This window comes from Roseibium hamelinense (genome assembly GCF_007830545.1).
Classification (GTDB): domain Bacteria; phylum Pseudomonadota; class Alphaproteobacteria; order Rhizobiales; family Stappiaceae; genus Roseibium; species Roseibium hamelinense.
Genome location: NZ_VLLF01000009.1, coordinates 218093 through 234855, shown reverse-complemented (window position 1 = coordinate 234855; position 16763 = coordinate 218093). Strand labels below are relative to the sequence as shown.

15 protein-coding genes are annotated in these 16763 nt (G+C 52.6%); 9 read left to right on the top strand and 6 right to left on the bottom strand.

Annotated elements, in window-relative coordinates:
- Positions 1-13: 13 nt before the first annotated feature.
- The 3 genes from JM93_RS17965 (at position 14) to JM93_RS17955 (ending at position 2675) form a co-directional block, all read left to right on the top strand.
- Positions 14-1417 carry an FAD-binding oxidoreductase gene (locus JM93_RS17965; RefSeq protein WP_145346301.1) on the top strand — a complete coding sequence of 468 codons (1404 nt, stop codon included), beginning with the start codon at positions 14-16 and terminating at the stop codon, positions 1415-1417.
- A 40-nt stretch (positions 1418-1457) separates the two neighbouring features.
- Positions 1458-1835 carry an NAD(P)H-dependent oxidoreductase gene (locus JM93_RS22350; protein ID WP_341873639.1) on the top strand — a complete coding sequence of 126 codons (378 nt, stop codon included), beginning with the start codon at positions 1458-1460 and terminating at the stop codon, positions 1833-1835.
- Positions 1836-2159: 324 nt separating this feature from the next.
- The gene (locus JM93_RS17955) at positions 2160-2675 is read left to right on the top strand and encodes a MarR family winged helix-turn-helix transcriptional regulator (protein WP_145346231.1); all 516 of its coding nucleotides are present in this window, start codon (positions 2160-2162) and stop codon (positions 2673-2675) included.
- A gap of 21 nt (positions 2676-2696) precedes the next feature.
- On the opposite strand, the gene chrA is transcribed toward JM93_RS17955, so the two are convergent.
- Together chrA and JM93_RS17945 are read right to left on the bottom strand one after the other, a co-directional pair.
- Positions 2697-4040, bottom strand: a complete 1344-nt coding sequence (chrA, locus tag JM93_RS17950; RefSeq protein WP_145346229.1) for a chromate efflux transporter — start codon at positions 4038-4040, stop codon at positions 2697-2699.
- 376 nt (positions 4041-4416) lie between these two features.
- Positions 4417-4866, bottom strand: a complete 450-nt coding sequence (locus JM93_RS17945) for a methylated-DNA--[protein]-cysteine S-methyltransferase (protein WP_244300914.1) — start codon at positions 4864-4866, stop codon at positions 4417-4419.
- 133 nt (positions 4867-4999) lie between these two features.
- Between JM93_RS17945 and JM93_RS17940 the strand changes: the two genes are divergently transcribed.
- From JM93_RS17940 to JM93_RS17925, 4 genes are all read left to right on the top strand, one after another.
- A complete protein-coding gene (locus JM93_RS17940; RefSeq protein ID WP_244300895.1) occupies positions 5000-5908 on the top strand; it encodes a DMT family transporter in 909 nt (302 codons plus the stop codon).
- A gap of 97 nt (positions 5909-6005) precedes the next feature.
- On the top strand, positions 6006-6650 hold the full coding sequence (locus JM93_RS17935) for a L,D-transpeptidase (RefSeq protein ID WP_145346225.1): 645 nt from the start codon (positions 6006-6008) through the stop codon (positions 6648-6650).
- A 53-nt stretch (positions 6651-6703) separates the two neighbouring features.
- The gene (locus tag JM93_RS17930; RefSeq protein WP_244300893.1) at positions 6704-7234 is read left to right on the top strand and encodes an OmpA family protein; all 531 of its coding nucleotides are present in this window, start codon (positions 6704-6706) and stop codon (positions 7232-7234) included.
- 83 nt (positions 7235-7317) lie between these two features.
- A complete protein-coding gene (locus JM93_RS17925) occupies positions 7318-8460 on the top strand; it encodes a LacI family DNA-binding transcriptional regulator (protein ID WP_145346221.1) in 1143 nt (380 codons plus the stop codon).
- 43 nt (positions 8461-8503) lie between these two features.
- Here the strand turns inward: JM93_RS17925 and JM93_RS17920 are convergent, their stop codons facing one another.
- Positions 8504-10141 carry a BCCT family transporter gene (locus JM93_RS17920; protein WP_145346218.1) on the bottom strand — a complete coding sequence of 546 codons (1638 nt, stop codon included), beginning with the start codon at positions 10139-10141 and terminating at the stop codon, positions 8504-8506.
- A 47-nt stretch (positions 10142-10188) separates the two neighbouring features.
- Complete coding sequence (locus JM93_RS17915; protein WP_145346216.1) at positions 10189-10608, bottom strand: universal stress protein; 420 nt, start codon at positions 10606-10608, stop codon at positions 10189-10191.
- Positions 10609-10866: 258 nt separating this feature from the next.
- On the opposite strand from JM93_RS17915, the gene JM93_RS17910 reads away from it, so the two are divergent.
- Entirely contained in the window at positions 10867-11418 is a 552-nt protein-coding gene (locus JM93_RS17910) for an NADPH-dependent FMN reductase (protein WP_208995282.1), read from the top strand.
- Positions 11419-11455: 37 nt separating this feature from the next.
- On the opposite strand, the gene JM93_RS17905 is transcribed toward JM93_RS17910, so the two are convergent.
- Both JM93_RS17905 and JM93_RS17900 read right to left on the bottom strand, forming a co-directional pair.
- Complete coding sequence (locus tag JM93_RS17905) at positions 11456-14017, bottom strand: PAS domain S-box protein (RefSeq protein WP_145346212.1); 2562 nt, start codon at positions 14015-14017, stop codon at positions 11456-11458.
- Between the two features lie 261 nt (positions 14018-14278).
- The gene (locus JM93_RS17900; protein ID WP_145346210.1) at positions 14279-15448 is read right to left on the bottom strand and encodes a pyridoxal phosphate-dependent aminotransferase; all 1170 of its coding nucleotides are present in this window, start codon (positions 15446-15448) and stop codon (positions 14279-14281) included.
- A gap of 233 nt (positions 15449-15681) precedes the next feature.
- Here JM93_RS17900 and JM93_RS17895 point away from each other — a divergent pair, with 233 nt between their 5' ends.
- On the top strand, positions 15682-16752 hold the full coding sequence (locus JM93_RS17895) for a CobW family GTP-binding protein (RefSeq protein ID WP_145346208.1): 1071 nt from the start codon (positions 15682-15684) through the stop codon (positions 16750-16752).
- The last annotated feature ends 11 nt before the right edge of the window (positions 16753-16763 follow it).

The window sequence follows — 16763 nt, the reverse complement described above, 5'->3', positions numbered from 1 at the left end:
AGGAGGCTGTGCAATGACTGCAATTGATATCGTGAAACATGCGCTCAAGGGCATTCAAACCGAAGACAATCCTCAAATTGTCAAACAAAAGAGCCGTGACTTTTTCTGGTATTCGCCGGTTTTAAAACGCCAATTGGACCATGTTTCAGGTGACCTTCTCGTTACGCCAAAAACAGAGGCGGAAATCAGACAGGTTCTACAGGTCTGCTTTGAAAACAATGTGCCCGTTACCACCCGGGGAGCAGGAACCGGGAATTATGGTCAGGCCATGCCACTGTCGGGCGGTGTGGTTTTGAATCTGTCCGAGCTCAATCGTATTAAGGAAATCCAAACCGGTGTCGTTGTCGCCGAAGCTGGTGCAATCATGTCCGCCATAGATGTTGCGGCAAAACGAAGTGGCCAAGAGCTAAGATTGCACCCGTCAACTTATCGTACTGCGACCATCGGAGGATTTGTCGCTGGCGGCTCAGGTGGAGTGGGGTCAATCAATTGGGGGGGGCTTCGCGACCTTGGCAACGTGAACCGGCTTCGCGTTTTAACTATGGAGGCTGAACCTCGGCAGCTCGATTTGGTGGGTGAAGATCTGCAAAAGGTTATGCACGCCTACGGAACGAACGGCATTATTACAGAAGTCGAGATGCCGCTAACGGCGTCATATGATTGGGTTGATGTTCTGGTGGGTTTTGATGGCTTCATGGATGCCGTTCATTTCTCAGACGCGTTGGGCAATCTTGATGGCCTCCTCGCAAAAGAGATTGGTCCGATTGCGGCGCCGCTGCCGCATGATTATTTCCTGCGCCATCAAAAGTTCATCCGTCGGGATCAATCTGTCGTCGTTTGTATGATTGCGCCGTTTGCCATGGATGCATTTGCTACTTTTGCGGCGCGGTATAAGTCTGCGGAAGTGCTGTATCGATCGGACCTGGCAAGCGAGGGCGAGCGAACGGCTCGGCCTCCCGCCTATGAACTTAGTTGGAACCACACGACTCTGCGCGGCCTTCGGGTAGATCCTACAATTACATATCTTCAGGTTTTGTATCCCTTTCCGACACAGGTGGAGAGCGTCCGGAAGATGACCGAACTCTTCGGCGACGAAGTGCCGGGACATCTCGAGTTTGTAAGGTTCGATGGCAAAATAACTTGCTTCGGTCTGCCAATCGTCCGATTCACTACGGAGGAGAGATTGAATGAAATCATCCAAATTCACGAAGATAATGGATGTCCGATATTCAACCCACACCGTTATACGCTTGAGGAAGGCGGAATGAAGCAGACAGATGCGGTGCAGTTGGCGTTCAAGAAATCCGCGGATCCAAAAGGCCTTTTAAATCCCGGCAAGATGATCGCATGGGAAAATCCGCACTACGATTACTGCAACAGCAAGAACTTCCTGTTTCCGGGATTGCAGGCATTGTGAATAAAAATTTCTGGAATGCTACGAAGACGGGGATGACTTGATGAATGTGCTGGTCGTCTATTGTCACCCCTGCCCAGAAAGCTTCAATGCGACTATCAGAGATATTGTTCTGGAAACTCTACGATCATCCGGGCACAGTGTCAGACTGCTAGATCTTTACGAAATGGGTTTTGATCCCGTAATGAACGCAAAAGAGCGACGATCCTATCACGACAGCGATAAAAACACTGAGCCGGTGCGCCTGCACGTTGAGGCCATAAAATGGTGTGACGGTTTGGTGTTCGTTTACCCGACTTGGTGGTTTGGTTTGCCGGCAATGCTGAAAGGCTGGCTAGACAGGGTATGGGTTCCGCATGCTACATTTGAAATGCCTACGGCAACTGCTGCTATCCAGTCAAAAATGCAGCACATCAATTAAATCGCTGTCATAACCACTTGCGGCGCGTCCTGGTGGCAATCGAAGCTGATCGGCGAACCGGGTCGTCGAACGCTTCTGCGTGGTATGCGGCATCTGTGCGGGCCGAAATGTAAGACCAGCTATACTGCACATTACAAGATAGACGGCTCAACTGAGGAAGTCAGGCGCTGTTACCTGGAGACTGTCCGGCGGAAGATGTCAGTCTACTAACTTCGTCTAGGCCTCCATTGTCATTCGTCGGTTAAATAGCGTGGCTAAGGTTCGCCCGACTTTGAACAGGCCGATTGGATGATTCGGCTATTTGAGGAGACGGGGACCTCACCGATGGCATTCAACTACAAGAAAAGCGTAACATTCCGGCTTGTTCAAGCTGCGAAGGCCCAAAGAGCGCGATCGGGCGCCCATTTGATGCGCATTGGGCTGCATCCCGGACAGGAACTGGTGCTTAAAGTGCTCGCCGACTCTGACGGTCGCACCATGAGCCAACTTGCTTTGGCGTTGGGTGTTCAGCCGCCAACCGTCACCAAAATGGTGACGCGGCTTTCAACGCAGGGATATGTGCGGCGTCAAGTGTCAGACAGTGACGGACGGTTGGCTCGGGTACATTTGACTGAGTCCGGACGGGCTTTGGTTGAAAGTGTTGACAAGGCTTGGAAGCGTCTCGAAAGAGAAGCGATGGCGGGATTGGACGACAAGGATCGGAAAAAACTGCGCAAGCTGCTTCGTCAGGTAGAGAAAAATCTCTCGATTTCATTAGATGATGATCCGGATCACGAAACGGATAATGAAGGCGATGATACAGCCGAACTGGACCGAAATACCGAGCTAACGCCAGCATAAGAAGCACACTGGCGTTAGCATTCAAATCCCAGTTGTTAACGCGCGAACTGCGAGGCCCAGACATGCGGTCGTCAAAACGACAGTTGCGATCCCGCGTTTTGCGGTAAAAACAAGCACACCAGCGATACAGGCGATCGCAGCCATTCCAATGTCCAGACTTTGCGGAATCGGATAGGTCACATCAAGCGGACCTATTTCCAACTCGCGAATGTCTGCGAACAAGACATTAATGGCGAACCAGACCGCAAGGTTCAGTATCGTCCCCGTGACAGCGGCTGTTATGCCTGACAAAGCGGCATTTAGCTTACTGTTGCCACGCAATTTTTCGATCCACGGCGCACCTGCCAAAACCAGCAGGAAACTAGGTACAAAGGTCACCCATGTCGTCATAGCCGCTGCAAGCAGGCCAACGGTTAGTGGATTTAACTCGCCTGGATGGGTCCACCCGGCTTGAAATCCGACAAATTGCGTGACGAGAATCAGGGGGCCGGGAGTGGTTTCGGCAAGACCCAGGCCGTCTAGCATCTGGCCAGCCGTAAGCCAGCCTTTTGTCTCGACCGCCACCTGCGCCATATAGCTCAATAGGGCGTAGGCTCCGCCAAAGCTGACAGCGGCTAGGGTTGAGAAGAAGCGGGCCACGTCAACAAGAACGTGTTCCGGCGATAGAACAATGGTTGCCAAAGCTGCAGGCGCTGCCCAGGCCAACAAGCCGATTGCCAAGGTAACGGCTGTAGATGCAATTCTGGGTAGTTTTGCTGGATATGCCTCTATTGGTTGAGGGTGGTTTCGAGCAAATAATATTCCGGCGATACCGGCAGCAAGGATCACGACTGGAAAAGGGACAGAGAGGAAAAACAGGGCCAAAAATGAGAGGGCAGCCACGCCCCAAGCAAGCTTGGATTTGAGTGCTTTTTGAGCGACTTTTGCCAACGCTTGAAGAACAATGGCAAGAACTCCGGCTTTTACCCCATAAAACACGGCATCAATCAAACCCACGTTACCGAACTGGGTATAGACCCAGCTCACCATCGCCATTGCAAAAGCGCCTGGCAAAATAAACAATAATCCGCTTATGAGACCGCCCCATGTGCGGGCCGCAATCCAACCGCAGTATGTTGCCAGTTGCTGCGCCTCGGGTCCGGGCAGCAACATGCAATAGTTCAACGCATGCAAGAATCGTTCTTCGGACAGCCAACGTCTGTTGTCTACAAACTCTTGATGCATCATCGATATTTGCGCGGCTGGCCCACCAAAGGACAAGACGCCTACTTTGAGCGAAACCTTCGCCACCTCGGCCAAAGTTGGGGTCTCTATATCTGAAGCCGGTTCCGGAAAGCAGTTATCTGGGTGTTTTGGAGTAGGCATGCGGTTCTCGGTGAATGTTTACTGCCGTGGTAGGCGCGCATCGTGACGAAGCCAAGACATGATTGCATTCTGATGTTCCAATTTGCATTCGGGAAACTCCATTCCTACGTTTCCGTTATCGCAAACCAAAACCGGGGAGCAGTGAAGTGCCGATGAATTCCATCAATGAAGACCGCGGTTCACGCCGGGCTGCGGAATTGAAGCGGCGATTTCGAAGGGTTTCCGTCGGCGTATTCAATTCGTCTAAACTGTCCCGTAAAATGCCAGGCCCGTCGGGTCGAGTAGGGCAGTCTGCCACTATGCGCCATGCAGCGACATGGATCACCTTTGGCGTAGTTGCGTTCCTGCTCAGCCAACTATTCCTGTAGCGGGAGGCTTACAGGAGAAACGGGTAGCCTCCCTCAAGCCTGAGAAGCGCAATTTTTGTCTCGGGACCACCCCTGCCCGAATATCCTCCCAAGCCATTGGCTGAGAGCACCCTGTGACACGGAATAATAATGGGTACTGGATTTGCCCCGCAAGCTTGTCCAACAGGCTGACCAAATGTGTTCAAGCGCTCGGCCAATTGTCCATAGGTTCTGGTTTCTCCATATGGAATCTTAATCATCTGTGAAAATACTGACTGAAGGAAGTTGGAGCCTGAAGGGTTTAGCGGCAAATCAAAATTCGTCAGCGTTCCGTCAAAATAGCACTTCAGTTGGCGGCCCGCTTCGTTGAGCAACGGAGTAGGCTGGGAGGCAACTCCCGCACCACCCCATACGAGCTGGGTGATCGCATCATTTGTCTCAACAACAGTAATATCTCCAACCGGCGTTTGAATTGTCACCTGCGCCAATTTTTGCTTCTCCAGTTAATAACCAGCAGGGTCAGCTAGACGTACCAAAAGCTAAAGCGTTGGGCTATTGCGAACTCCTCTGCTGCACTAGTGTGCAGGCAACTTACTAGAGGTAGTCTTCCACGTGCCCGAACCAACCATCCAAGCAAACAGTGTTTCGTCGACCGCTGCCAACACCGCGCCAATGGCCGGTATTGGGCTGATCATCCTCGCTTGCTTGTGTTTTGCGATCCTTGATGCAACCGCGAAATATTTGGGAAGCGAAATCCCGCCTTTGCAGATTGTTTGGGTTCGGTTTGTGACTCACGTCTTGATCGCCGCGGTTCTATTCCAGGTATGGCGACGACCTGGTATTTTAAGAACGCGGAGGCCCATCCTCCAACTGGTGCGGGCTCTCTGCCTTCTCGGGACCACCATATTCAATTTTCTTGCGGTCCAGTATCTGCAGCTGGCAGAGACTGTTGCGATCATGTTTGCCGCACCATTTGTTGTTACAGCCCTTGCTGGTCCAATGCTGGGCGAGTGGGCCGGACCACGGCGCTGGGCAGCCATTATTGTTGGCTTTGCCGGGGTGTTGGTGGTCACGCAACCGGGTCTGGGAAATATCCATTGGGCTGCGATCTATTCTGTGTTGGCCATGTTGTTCTATGCCGTCTACGCACTGATGACACGGCAGCTCACAGCAACAGAGTCGCCAACAGGTATGCTCATCTTGTCTGGGTGTGTGGGTGCACTCGCAATGGCGCCAGCCGGCATAGCTGTTTGGCAGGCGCCGCCCACTGCGTTCTTTTGGGTGTTGTTGCTTTCGACGGGCTTTTGGGGCGCGCTTGGGCACTACCTCTTCATTCGAGCGCATGGGATTGCATCTGCGCCGGTACTCGCACCCTTTATTTACGTTCAAATCATCTGGATGGTGACGCTTGGATACTTGGTGTTCGCAGACATTCCGACACTCGCAACACTACTTGGAGCCGGTATTGTTGTCTCGTCTGGGCTTTACTTGCTCTACCGGGAACAGCGCCGCAAAGCCTGATAAGTCTGAGCATCAAGTTGACGTTACGCAATTTCTAAAGCCTTATATTCCCGAAGACATCGTCGCATGATGTGCGGTGTTTGAGGGAGGGCTGGATATGTTTTTGTCACGGCGGAGGTTTCTGATCGGTATGGGTAGTGCCGGCACGGCGCTCGCCATGCCTTCTATCTCACGCGCAAACGCGGCTGCAAACGCCTACTTCGACGGCTTTACGGAAGACAATGGTTTCCGCTACCGGCGAACCAATTTCGATAAAATCGACTCCGCCTGGCAGCGTCAAATGGTCAAATATTTCAGCGACGAACCGCCCGGCTCCGTTGTGGTCGACACCCGCAATCACTTTTTGTATGTCACATGGGAAAATAATACCGCACTTCGGTATGGCGTCGGGGTCGGACGCGAAGGCTTTAAATGGTATGGTCGTGCACGAATTGACCGGAAAGCGCTCTGGCCACGTTGGGTCCCGCCGCCCGAGATGCTTAAAAGGCAGCCAGACCTTCCACGGCGTGTAGAAGGCGGAGCCGCTAATAACCCGCTCGGCCCACGGGCGCTCTACTTGTATCGTGATGGTGCTGACACCGGCTACAGGCTTCACGGCACACTTGAGCCTTGGAGTATTGGTCGGGATGTATCCAGTGGTTGCATCCGCATGTTCCCTGAGGACATCATTGATCTTTACCAAAGGTGCCCGAAAGGAACGCGAGTACTGGTGCTTGAACATTTGGGGTCGAGTGCCGGCTAGTCGGCTGCAGGCACAAATACAACATGGCGAACTCATGGAAATCGGGGGATGGTGTGAGCGATTTTGACGCATTTTGGGGAGCCGTGCGTTGGGCTGCACTTGCAGGGCTTTTAATCTTGCAGGGGTGTAATTCTGCAGGAAATCTAGCCACCCCAAATGTGACCAATGCGGCAGCTGCAGGCTTTGTCGATATGAAACCTGGGTCCGAAGAAGAGTTCATGTTGAACGTTGGGCGGCGAATCTATTTTGACAAAGGCTCAGCAGAAGTCAGCGAAGAAGCTAAAATGACGATCGCGCGCCAAGCCACTTGGCTAAAGGACAACACCCGCTGGCTGGTCAAGGTGCAGGGTCATGCGGATGAGCCGGGTGGCGAAAACGCGAACAAAACTCTGTCGACGCAGCGGGCTAACGCAGTCCTGAATGCGCTGGTTGCGCAGGGCGTTGACCGCAAACGCATGTGGGCAAAGGGATATGGTATCGAGCGGCCGGTTACGGATTGCGATGACATTACGTGCCAATCTCAAAACCGGCGGGTTGTCGTAAATCTTCGTGAAGAGTTCGACGAATCGGCGCCGCAACGCTAAGACGAAAAGTCCATCTTGTATGTGAGTGTTAATAGGCGCATGTCCCCACAAGACAGTGCTGCTAGGCGGCCGAGTTCAAATGCATGAGTGATGAAGAAAGCGGTTCCAAAACAGAACCCCATAGACAATCAAACCAAGAAAGCCACGGATTAATTGATAGATCGGCTCCAGAACCGTATCTTTTAAAACCAGGCAAGCGGCTGACGCTTGGGCACATCGCCGACCAACTTGGTATATCGACCGCGACCGTTTCTCTGGCCTTGCGCGAAAGCCCTTTGGTGGCAGAAGAAACGCGGCTCAAGGTCAAGCAAACAGCCGAGGAGATCGGCTATATTTACAACAGATCCGCGGCTTCTTTGCGCACAGCGCGGAGTCAGATTGTCGGTGTTGCTGTTCACGATATTCAAAACCCTTTTTTTGCCGAGGTTTTTTCAGCGCTCGAAGATGTTCTGGAAGCACAGGGGCAAATGATTTTCATTTGTAATCACAGAGATGACGTCAAACGACAACGCGCCTTTGTAAACACGCTTTTGCAACACCGTGCCGATGGTCTCATTCTTTGCCCGTCAATTGGAACCACTGCGGAAGAAATTAATCGCTTGGTTGGGCAAGGAATACCGGTGACACTTATGGCTCGTGAAGTATCTGGTGTTTGGGCGCCGTGTGTACACGGTGACGATATTAAAGGCGGCTATTTGGTCACCAAACATCTTATCGAAAAAGGGCACACGAGAATTGGCATGGTTGGCGGCCGCCGGGAGAGTTCGACAGGTCGAGACCGCCATGTCGGATGGAAACGGGCATTGACCGAGGCTGGCCTCAATCCCTCACACCAGTTGGACTTGCCAGAGCTGATGACACAGGCCGACGGCCGATTGGCGGTAACGACAATATTGGAAGCGGATGAGCGTCCGACGGCGATCATGGGCTTCAATGATCTTGTCGCGTTTGGGATGATGACCAGCTTGAGGCGCGCGGGAATTGAGCCTGGGCCGGAAATGGCAATCACCGGATATGATGATATTGATGGGGCGGATAGCCGAACACCTGCCTTAACGTCTGTTTGCAATCACGCAGACAAGATCGGTCGGCTGGCGGCACTAACTCTTTTGCGCCAGGTTACAGGTGAGCGCGTTCCGAACAATCCTATACTCATTGAACCCGAGCTGCGGGTTCGGGAGAGTGCGCCACCTCCTGGGGTGCGCCTCGCGCCGATAGTGCTATAAAAAAGGCGGCCACCAGGCCGCCTTTTTGTTTGGTGTTGATAGCTCAGCGCGGTTCGCTGGCAAGGCCTTTCAAGATCGCATAGCACGCGAGAAGCAATACAATCGTGAATGGCAAGCCTGTTGAAACTGCCATGGCTTGCAAGGCACCGAGCCCACCGCCGAGAAGCAACGCAATCGCAACCAATCCCTCAAAGGTGCACCAAAAGACACGCTGTGAAACTGGTGCGTCAACCTTGCCACCTGCAGTGATCGCATCAATCACAAGCGAGCCAGAGTCGGAGGATGTCACGAAGAATACGATCACCAGAACAATGGCCACAATTGAAGTCAGCGAAGCGAACGGAAGATCCGCGAGCATGCCGAACAACGACAGTTCCGGGCTGTAGCTTGCAATGACGTATTCGCGTACCTGGCTGCCGCTGTCAGTAAGAACTTGCTCAATCGCGGTACCGCCGAAAGCTGTCATCCAAAGAACCGAAACGATCGTTGGGATGATCAGAACACAAGTCACGAATTCGCGGACTGTCCGACCACGGCTAACGCGCGCTATAAACATACCGACAAATGGGGACCAGGAAATCCACCAGGCCCAGTAGAAAGATGTCCACCCCTGACGGAACCCGTCGTCTTCACGTCCAAACGGATTTGATAGCGGGATAACCTCCTGTGCGTAGGAAGCGATATTTCCGAAGAATCCAGAAATGATCTGCCCGGTTGGCCCTGCAACAATCACAAACATAAGCAACAGTGCAGCAATCAGCATGTTGATTTCTGACAAAACCTTCACGCCGCCGTCCAAGCCGCGCATGACGGACACCAGCGCGACGACGGTTATGCCAAGGATCAGAATGACTTGTGTCGTATTGCTGACCGGAATGCCGAATACAAAGTCCAGACCAGCATTTGCCTGCTGAGCTCCGAACCCCAACGAGGTTGCGAGGCCAAACAACGTCGCAAAAACTGCCAATATATCGATGATGTGGCCCGGCCATCCCCAAGTCCGTTCGCCGAAAACCGGATAGAAAACGGAACGCATCGTGAGCGGCAGGCCTTTGTTAAACGAAAAAAGGGCCAGTGCCAGCGCAACTACGGCATAGATGGCCCAAGGATGCAGACCCCAGTGATAGATGGTCGCGGCCATACCCATTGCGCGCGCGGCGTCTACGTTTTCAGGAATGAGATTGCCATCAGCATCGAAAGGCGACGGGACGCCCAATGGCGAGGAGAAGGCCATGTGATAGACCGGTTCAAGCACCCCGAAGAACATGAGGCCAATACCCATTCCGGCAGCGAACAACATCGCAAACCAACCGAAATAGGAGTAATCAGGCGTCGCCTCCTTACCCCCGATGCGGACACTGCCATAGGGGGAGACGATCAAAAACAGGCATAGAAGAACGAAAATGTTCCCCGAAAGGATAAAGAACCAGTCGAGATTGCCGGTGAGCGCCTTACGCATCGCATCGAACACCGGACCAACATCGGCCTGGAAAGCCAATGTGAGAAACACAAAGGCAACGATGGTCAGTCCGGAGACAAGAAAGACGGGATTGTGGACGTCGAGGCCGAACGGCCCCAGCTGTGCTTCAAAGTTATCCTGGCCAATTTCGTAGTCAGTTTCGATCAAATTCGCGGCGCCTTCCGGTTCTGGAATGCCCGCGTTCGACGTTTCTTCGGTCATGAGACCTATCCCCTTTTTTCGAATTCAGCTGTTGGTTGGGCCCGCCTTTAGTGTCCTCTGATTAGAAACACGGAGGCATCCGTATGGGTGGCAACCGTTCCGCCGTTTGATGGCCAAAAGTGATCGGCAACGTTTGGAATGTGCGTGGCCATCACCACCACATCGGCGCCTGTCTCTTTCACCGCTCTTATTAGCGTCGCATCGAGATCTATCGTTGGGTCGTGAGACACATAACTGCGCGCATCGGTCTTTATGCCGAACTTGCTGCCTTGTTGCTGCGCGAAGCCGTCAAGCTTTGCGGCAAACTCCTCTGGATTGTGAGCAAGTTTGCCCGGAAGAGAGGTGGTCACAGCGACATAAGTGACCGGTGTGTCATTGGCCTTGGCCAGGCCGGCTGCGGCCGTCAGCGCCTTTTCGAGTTTATCTGCGTGGGCCAAATCAACTGGCACCATGATTTTTTCAAACACCGAAGGTCCCCCGTAATTGCTTAGGTTCAATTTTTCCATCCAGGCTTTCGCGGATGGCGTGTGATTGGGTCGGGGCAAGCACAGGAATTTTTCACCAAGGTGCACCCTTTTAAGGCGTGTCGAGCGTCCTATCTGCGCTGCCCGGTGGCTTGTTTGCGACCAATTGTCTCAAACACGATGCCTGGATCACAACGAGTAACAACTGAACATCTGGCAGGCGTGCTGTCAAATTAGACCACTTCCATGCAGGAGCGTGCCGTGAATACACTGAAACTATTGGGAATTTCCGGTTCACTCCGGAAAGCGTCTTATAACACCCTGCTGGTGAAAGAGGGGGCGCGCCTATTTGGCAGTTGCATCTTTGAGTTGGCTGATATTCGATTGCCGCTGTACGACGGCGATCTTGAGGCGGAGCACGGATTGCCTCCGGAAGTCATCTGCCTTCACGATCAGATTGTGCGGTCCGATGCCGTCGTCATCTCGACGCCCGAATATAACAAGAACCTTCCAGGGGTTTTGAAAAACGCGCTGGACTGGGTTAGCCGCAAGGGTCCGATGCCCTTCAAAGATAAACCTGTGGCCATTGTGTCGGCTGCGGGCTGGACCGGGGGTGCTCGGGCACAGTATTCTCTGAGGCATTGTCTCACGCCTTTTCACCCGCATGTGATTCAAGGGCCTGAGGTCCTGATCGCGGGACCGAGCGCCGCCTTCACCGAGAGCGGACAGTTGGCGAATGAACAAAGCCTCGATTTCTTGGCCGAGCTTATGCTAGCGCTGCGCAAGGCAGCAGAAGACCAAGTTGGAGCATGAAGTTCAGGGTCCGTCGCGGCGCCTTGCGAAGGTTGATTTACTCAATAGGGGCAAGTTCGTCCGCGACAGAAGAATAGGCAACACACCGATTGCGACCCTGTTCTTTTGCTTTGTAGAGGGCGCCATCCGCTCGCTGTAGAATTGTCGAGAATTCGACATCTCCATCGCGTACCGCGGACAGGCCGACGCTGCAGGTAATCGGTCTAGATAGCGGTTCCACAATACACTCGTCGGCGATACGCTTGCGGATCCGTTCGGTCACTTGGAAAGCTGCCTCTCGTCCGGAACTGTCTAGCAGTATGCAGAACTCTTCTCCGCCAACTCGTCCGAAGACATCAACCGAGCGCAGGCTGTCTTTGACGATGTCGGCAAATTTTTGCAGAACTGCATCGCCGATCGCATGCCCGTAAGTATCATTGATCGATTTGAAGTGATCGATGTCCATCATCACGGTTGTAAAGGCGCGTTTCGTCCGCCGAAAACGCGCAAGCTCGGTGCCCGCGCGGTCGAGGAAAGCCCGCCGGTTCAAGACACCGGTAAGATCGTCGGTGCTTGAAATTCGTTCGAGGCGAATATAGGCCTCCATCAGGGCTTCCTGGTCCTGTTGGCGGGCGATTTCGTGCCCAACCCAGTCGGCGAACTGCCGGATAATCTCGCGGTCAGTTTGTGAAAAACCAGTTATTCTTGCATCCGGACTGGTAAAGTTGATAGTGCCGTAGGGCTCACCATCAACAACGATTGGTGTCCCGATGTACGTTTCAAGTTTGAACATCGCATAGCACGGATGTCCCGCGTAGGGGGAAGATTTCATCGCATCGATTGCGACGGGGCCGTCCGCTGCTACAGTAAGTGCGCAATAAGTGTCACCTATATCGAAGGCGTCTCCGACATTGATTTCGTTGTTCGGGCTTTCCGCCCGAACGACTGTATATCGATTGTCGATGATATGGCTGATAATGCCAAAAGGAAGGTTGAAATGCTCACATCCAAGCTTGAGGATGAGGTTGATTTTTTCCTCATGGCTCAGCTCGCGAGTAGAGGTGATAGAGTAGAGTTCGGCTAAGGTTTCCTCCGTCCGCTTTCGGCGGGTGATGTCCGTCGACAACGTGATTAGTCCCGTGATGTCTCCATGGTCGTCGTATTTCGGAGTGTACTCTATTTCCACAATGCGGGTTTCGCCGTCGGGGAAAGTTGTTTCCATTTCCGTTTGAACGGTGTTGCCGGCCAGACACTCATCAACCAGTTTCCGGTTTTTTTCTTGGGCTTCTTCAGGCAGACTCTCCCGGAATTTGGTCCCGACCAGCTCGTCTGGAGTGCCGCCATACCAGCTGGCGCCAATTTCGTTGATGAAGATGCAGGTGCCGTCCCGGTCGATCTCGCTGATCGCGCAGGACAGGCTGTTGGCTAGGATCGTCATGTTCCTGTATGCCTCCTTCAAGTCGGCCTCTGCCTTTTTGATGTCAGAAATGTCCGTCGCGCAGGCAACCAAGCTCTGGACCCGTTGGCGTTCATCAATTTTCGGCAAGTATTCCAAGCGGACATGCCGCTTGTTGCCATCAGGGTAGTTGATCGGCAATTCGAACTGGGCCGGAGTGCCAGCAAAAGCGAGATCCAAATAGTTTTTGCTCGAGTTCTGCACCGCTTCCGGAAGCAATTCGCGGACTTTTGTCCCAAGCAACTCTTCGCGTGTTTTCGCAAACCATGAACAGGCGATATCATTTGCGAGAATGCATATTCCGTCACGATCGATCTCAATGATGGTACTCGGTAAGGTGTTGGCCAACCGCACAAGGTTTTCGTTGGATGCTGCCAGCTTGGCGTGGGCATCTTTCAACGGGGTAATGTCTGTGCGAATACCCGCGATCCCGCCCGAGCGGGTTCTGCGTTCGGCGATATTTAACCACCGGCCGTCTGCGAGTTTTTGTTCAATCGCTTTACCATCTGCAGTTTTGTGTTTTCTAAGCCGCTCGGACAGCCATTCGTCTTCGGTTTTTCCGCCGAGGTCATATTGGCCTTTTTGGAGGCCTGACCTCAGAATATCCTCGAAATGGGTGCCGGGCGTCATGCTGGCAGCAGATTCGGGATAGATTTGCCGGTACATCTCGTTGCAAACAACCAGGCGGTCTTCTTTGTCGTAGAGGGCGAATCCCTCAGAAATAGCATTGATCGCATCTTCGAGGGTTTTTGCAGCCTCTGTAACCAAAGCTTCAAGGACCAGCTGATCGGAGATGTCCCGTGCAATAAAAAGATAGCCGACGTGGCTTGATGTGGCGTCAAAAATCGCGGAATTCACCACCTCAGCAGTAAACACCTTACCGTTGCGGCGCTTCAGCTTGAGAGTGAAGCGGTTGTTTTTCGAGGTGTTGGATTTCTCTTGGTTCAGGTCTCCGGTTGCCTCGAAGTCGGCTTTGTCGAAAAATAGAATCTCGCAGGTCTGACCGACAAGTTCGTGCCGGTCGTAGCCAAATGTCTTTTCAGCCGCGTCATTCGTATAAAGAATGCGGCGGTCTGGGCGGGTCAGCACAACGCATTCCGTCAACGCCCCAAAAGAGCGATGCAGATCGAGATGTATGCCTTTCGGTAAACTCTCTTGAGACATTCAGTCGACTTCCTCCAATTTGAAGCCTAGCCTGAATATTTAAACAAATTGATACCTGATTTTTCCGTTTTCTTGACGGTGCCGGAAGTCTGTGTGCGGGTTTACTGGTAAAAATTACAGTATTTCTGCACGTCTTTTTTTTGAGGAAAATGCGTTGTACGCAATGCGTAGCGTAAAAGATGGGCCCGATGACTGGGTGACTGTGATGCCTTTGGCCGGAGATGGATGATTGACCATACCCGTGTTCCGACGAGTAGGGGCTCAAGTCGATAAGAAATCAGCAAACCTGCCAAGCGCCCGCTCGATGTTTTCGGCCGAATTGGCATAACTAAGCCGAATGTAGCCTTCTCCAAGGATACCAAAATCCGGTCCCCCAATTACTGCGATACCTGCGTCTTCCAAGAGCGCAGAGGCGAGCGACTTTGCTTTCCATCCAGTCTCGGTGATGTTTGGAAACGCGTAAAAAGCGCCGTGGGGAGTACGGCAGCTGATGCCCGGCAGTTTGTTTAATCCGTCGACTACGATCTTTCGGCGAAGGTCAAATTCCGTGAGCATTTCCTGAACTGCGTTTTGCGGTCCGGTTAGGGCTGCCAATCCCGCATACTGCGCTGGTGCATTCACACAAGACCAAGCGTTGACAGCAAGTTTGCGCGCCTTGTTCACCAGCGATGCTGGCCAAACAGAATAGCCCATACGCCATCCAGTCATAGCGTAAGTCTTCGACCATCCGTTCAGCAAGATCAGGCGGTCTCTCAGACTTTCGAATTCCATGAGCGACACGTGTTCGATGCCGTCATATGTCATGTGAGCATAGATTTCGTCAGACATAACTGCGGTATGAGGGTGTTGACTAAGGCCGTCGACAAGTTTTTCGATTTCCGTCCGCGGGGTTACGCCACCGGTCGGATTGGCGGGCGAATTCAGTATAAGAAGCCGTGTTTTCTCAGCAATAAGCGACAAGGTTTCATCGGCCGAAAACGCGAAATCATTTTCTTCTCTGATCGGGACGGGCACAGGGCGTGCACCTGTAAACTCAATCATTGACCGGTAAATAGGGAAACCCGGGTCGGGATAGAGGATATCAGTTCCAGGTTCGCCGAACATAAGGATGGCCATGAACATAGTCACTTTGCCACCGGGAACAATTAAGACAGTGTCCGGATCAGGGGCATATCCTGACCCCTTTTCAATGTCTGCAGAAACAGCTTCGCGAAGTGGCAGAATGCCCGTAGCTGGTGTGTACCCATGATGACCATCACGCAGTGCCTTGATAGCTGCCTCAACAATGTGATCTGGTGTCTTAAAGTCTGGCTGTCCAATTCCAAGATTAATGATATCTCGGCCTTGTTCGGACAACTCGGTGGCACGGGCCAGAACTGCAAAAGCGTTTTCCTCACCGATGCGATCAAATCCGGCAATTGTTGTTGGCATGCCTACCTCCTTCGTGCCTGCCTCTTGACTGGTAGCTCATGTGAGCGTCATCGGAAAAGCCGACCTTTGGTGAAGGGGGCGCGCTCAGCACTGTTGGTGATGAGCAAAAGAAACCGACAGAAAACAGCGATTGGGCCTCGTGTCATGCAAAGCCTCCCATTATATTCACTTCAAAAATTACAGGCTGGATAGTTTGAACACCGCAGCCGTACCAAACAATGCACAGGCGTTTTATGAGTGAAGCAAACCAAAAAGTCGAACGGTCCCAGATCCCGGTAACCGTTCTGACTGGATACCTAGGTGCCGGGAAAACAACTCTCCTCAATCGGATACTGACTGAAAATCACGGCAAGCGTTATGCGGTGATCGTGAACGAGTTCGGCGAGATTGGAATCGATAACGATCTCCTCGTCGAATCCGACGAAGAGATTTTTGAAATGAACAATGGCTGCATTTGTTGCACCGTTCGCGGAGACCTTATCAGGACCGTTCAAAACCTCATGAAACGGCGAAATGCATTTGATGCGATTATCGTGGAGACGACAGGTGTTGCCGATCCCGCGCCGGTTGCACAAACGTTTTTCATGGACGATGACGTTCGGGCGGCCGCGAAACTTGATGCTGTTGTGGCTGTTGTTGACGCGCGGCATGTATTGCAACGCTTGGCTGACACGACCGAAGCGGAAGATCAGATTGCATTTGCCGACGTCATCTTGCTCAACAAAACCGATCTCGTGTCAGCTGAGGAATTGGCCAGGGTCGCGGCGCGGATCGCGGGCGTTAATCCGTACGCAGCGATCGAAAAGACTGAGCGTTGTGCTGTTGAACTGCAAACTGTTCTTGATCGAGGCGCCTTTGATCTGGACCGGATTTTGTCTATTGATCCGCATTTTTTGAGGCATGGACATCACGAACACGAGTGTAGCGCTGCGTGTGACCATAACCATGACCATGACCATCAGAATCACCATCACCAGGATGATCTTGGCCACGACCATGATCATCCGCATTCGGTCAAAAGCATATCGCTCACTGCAGGTGATCTGGATCCCGACATGTTTTTTCCCTGGATCAATCAGGTCACACAAATTCAAGGTCCGAACATTTTGCGGATGAAAGGCATTCTTGCATTCAATAACGACCCTCAGCGCTACGTTATTCAGGGTGTTCATATGATTGTCGAAGGAGATCACCAGCGAGATTGGGAGGCAACAGAAGATCGCCAAAGCAGGCTGGTTTTCATTGGCCGAGATCTCAATTGGGACACTTTAAAGCAGAGTTTTACAGCCTGTGTGGCTGAATAGGGAATTTTCGC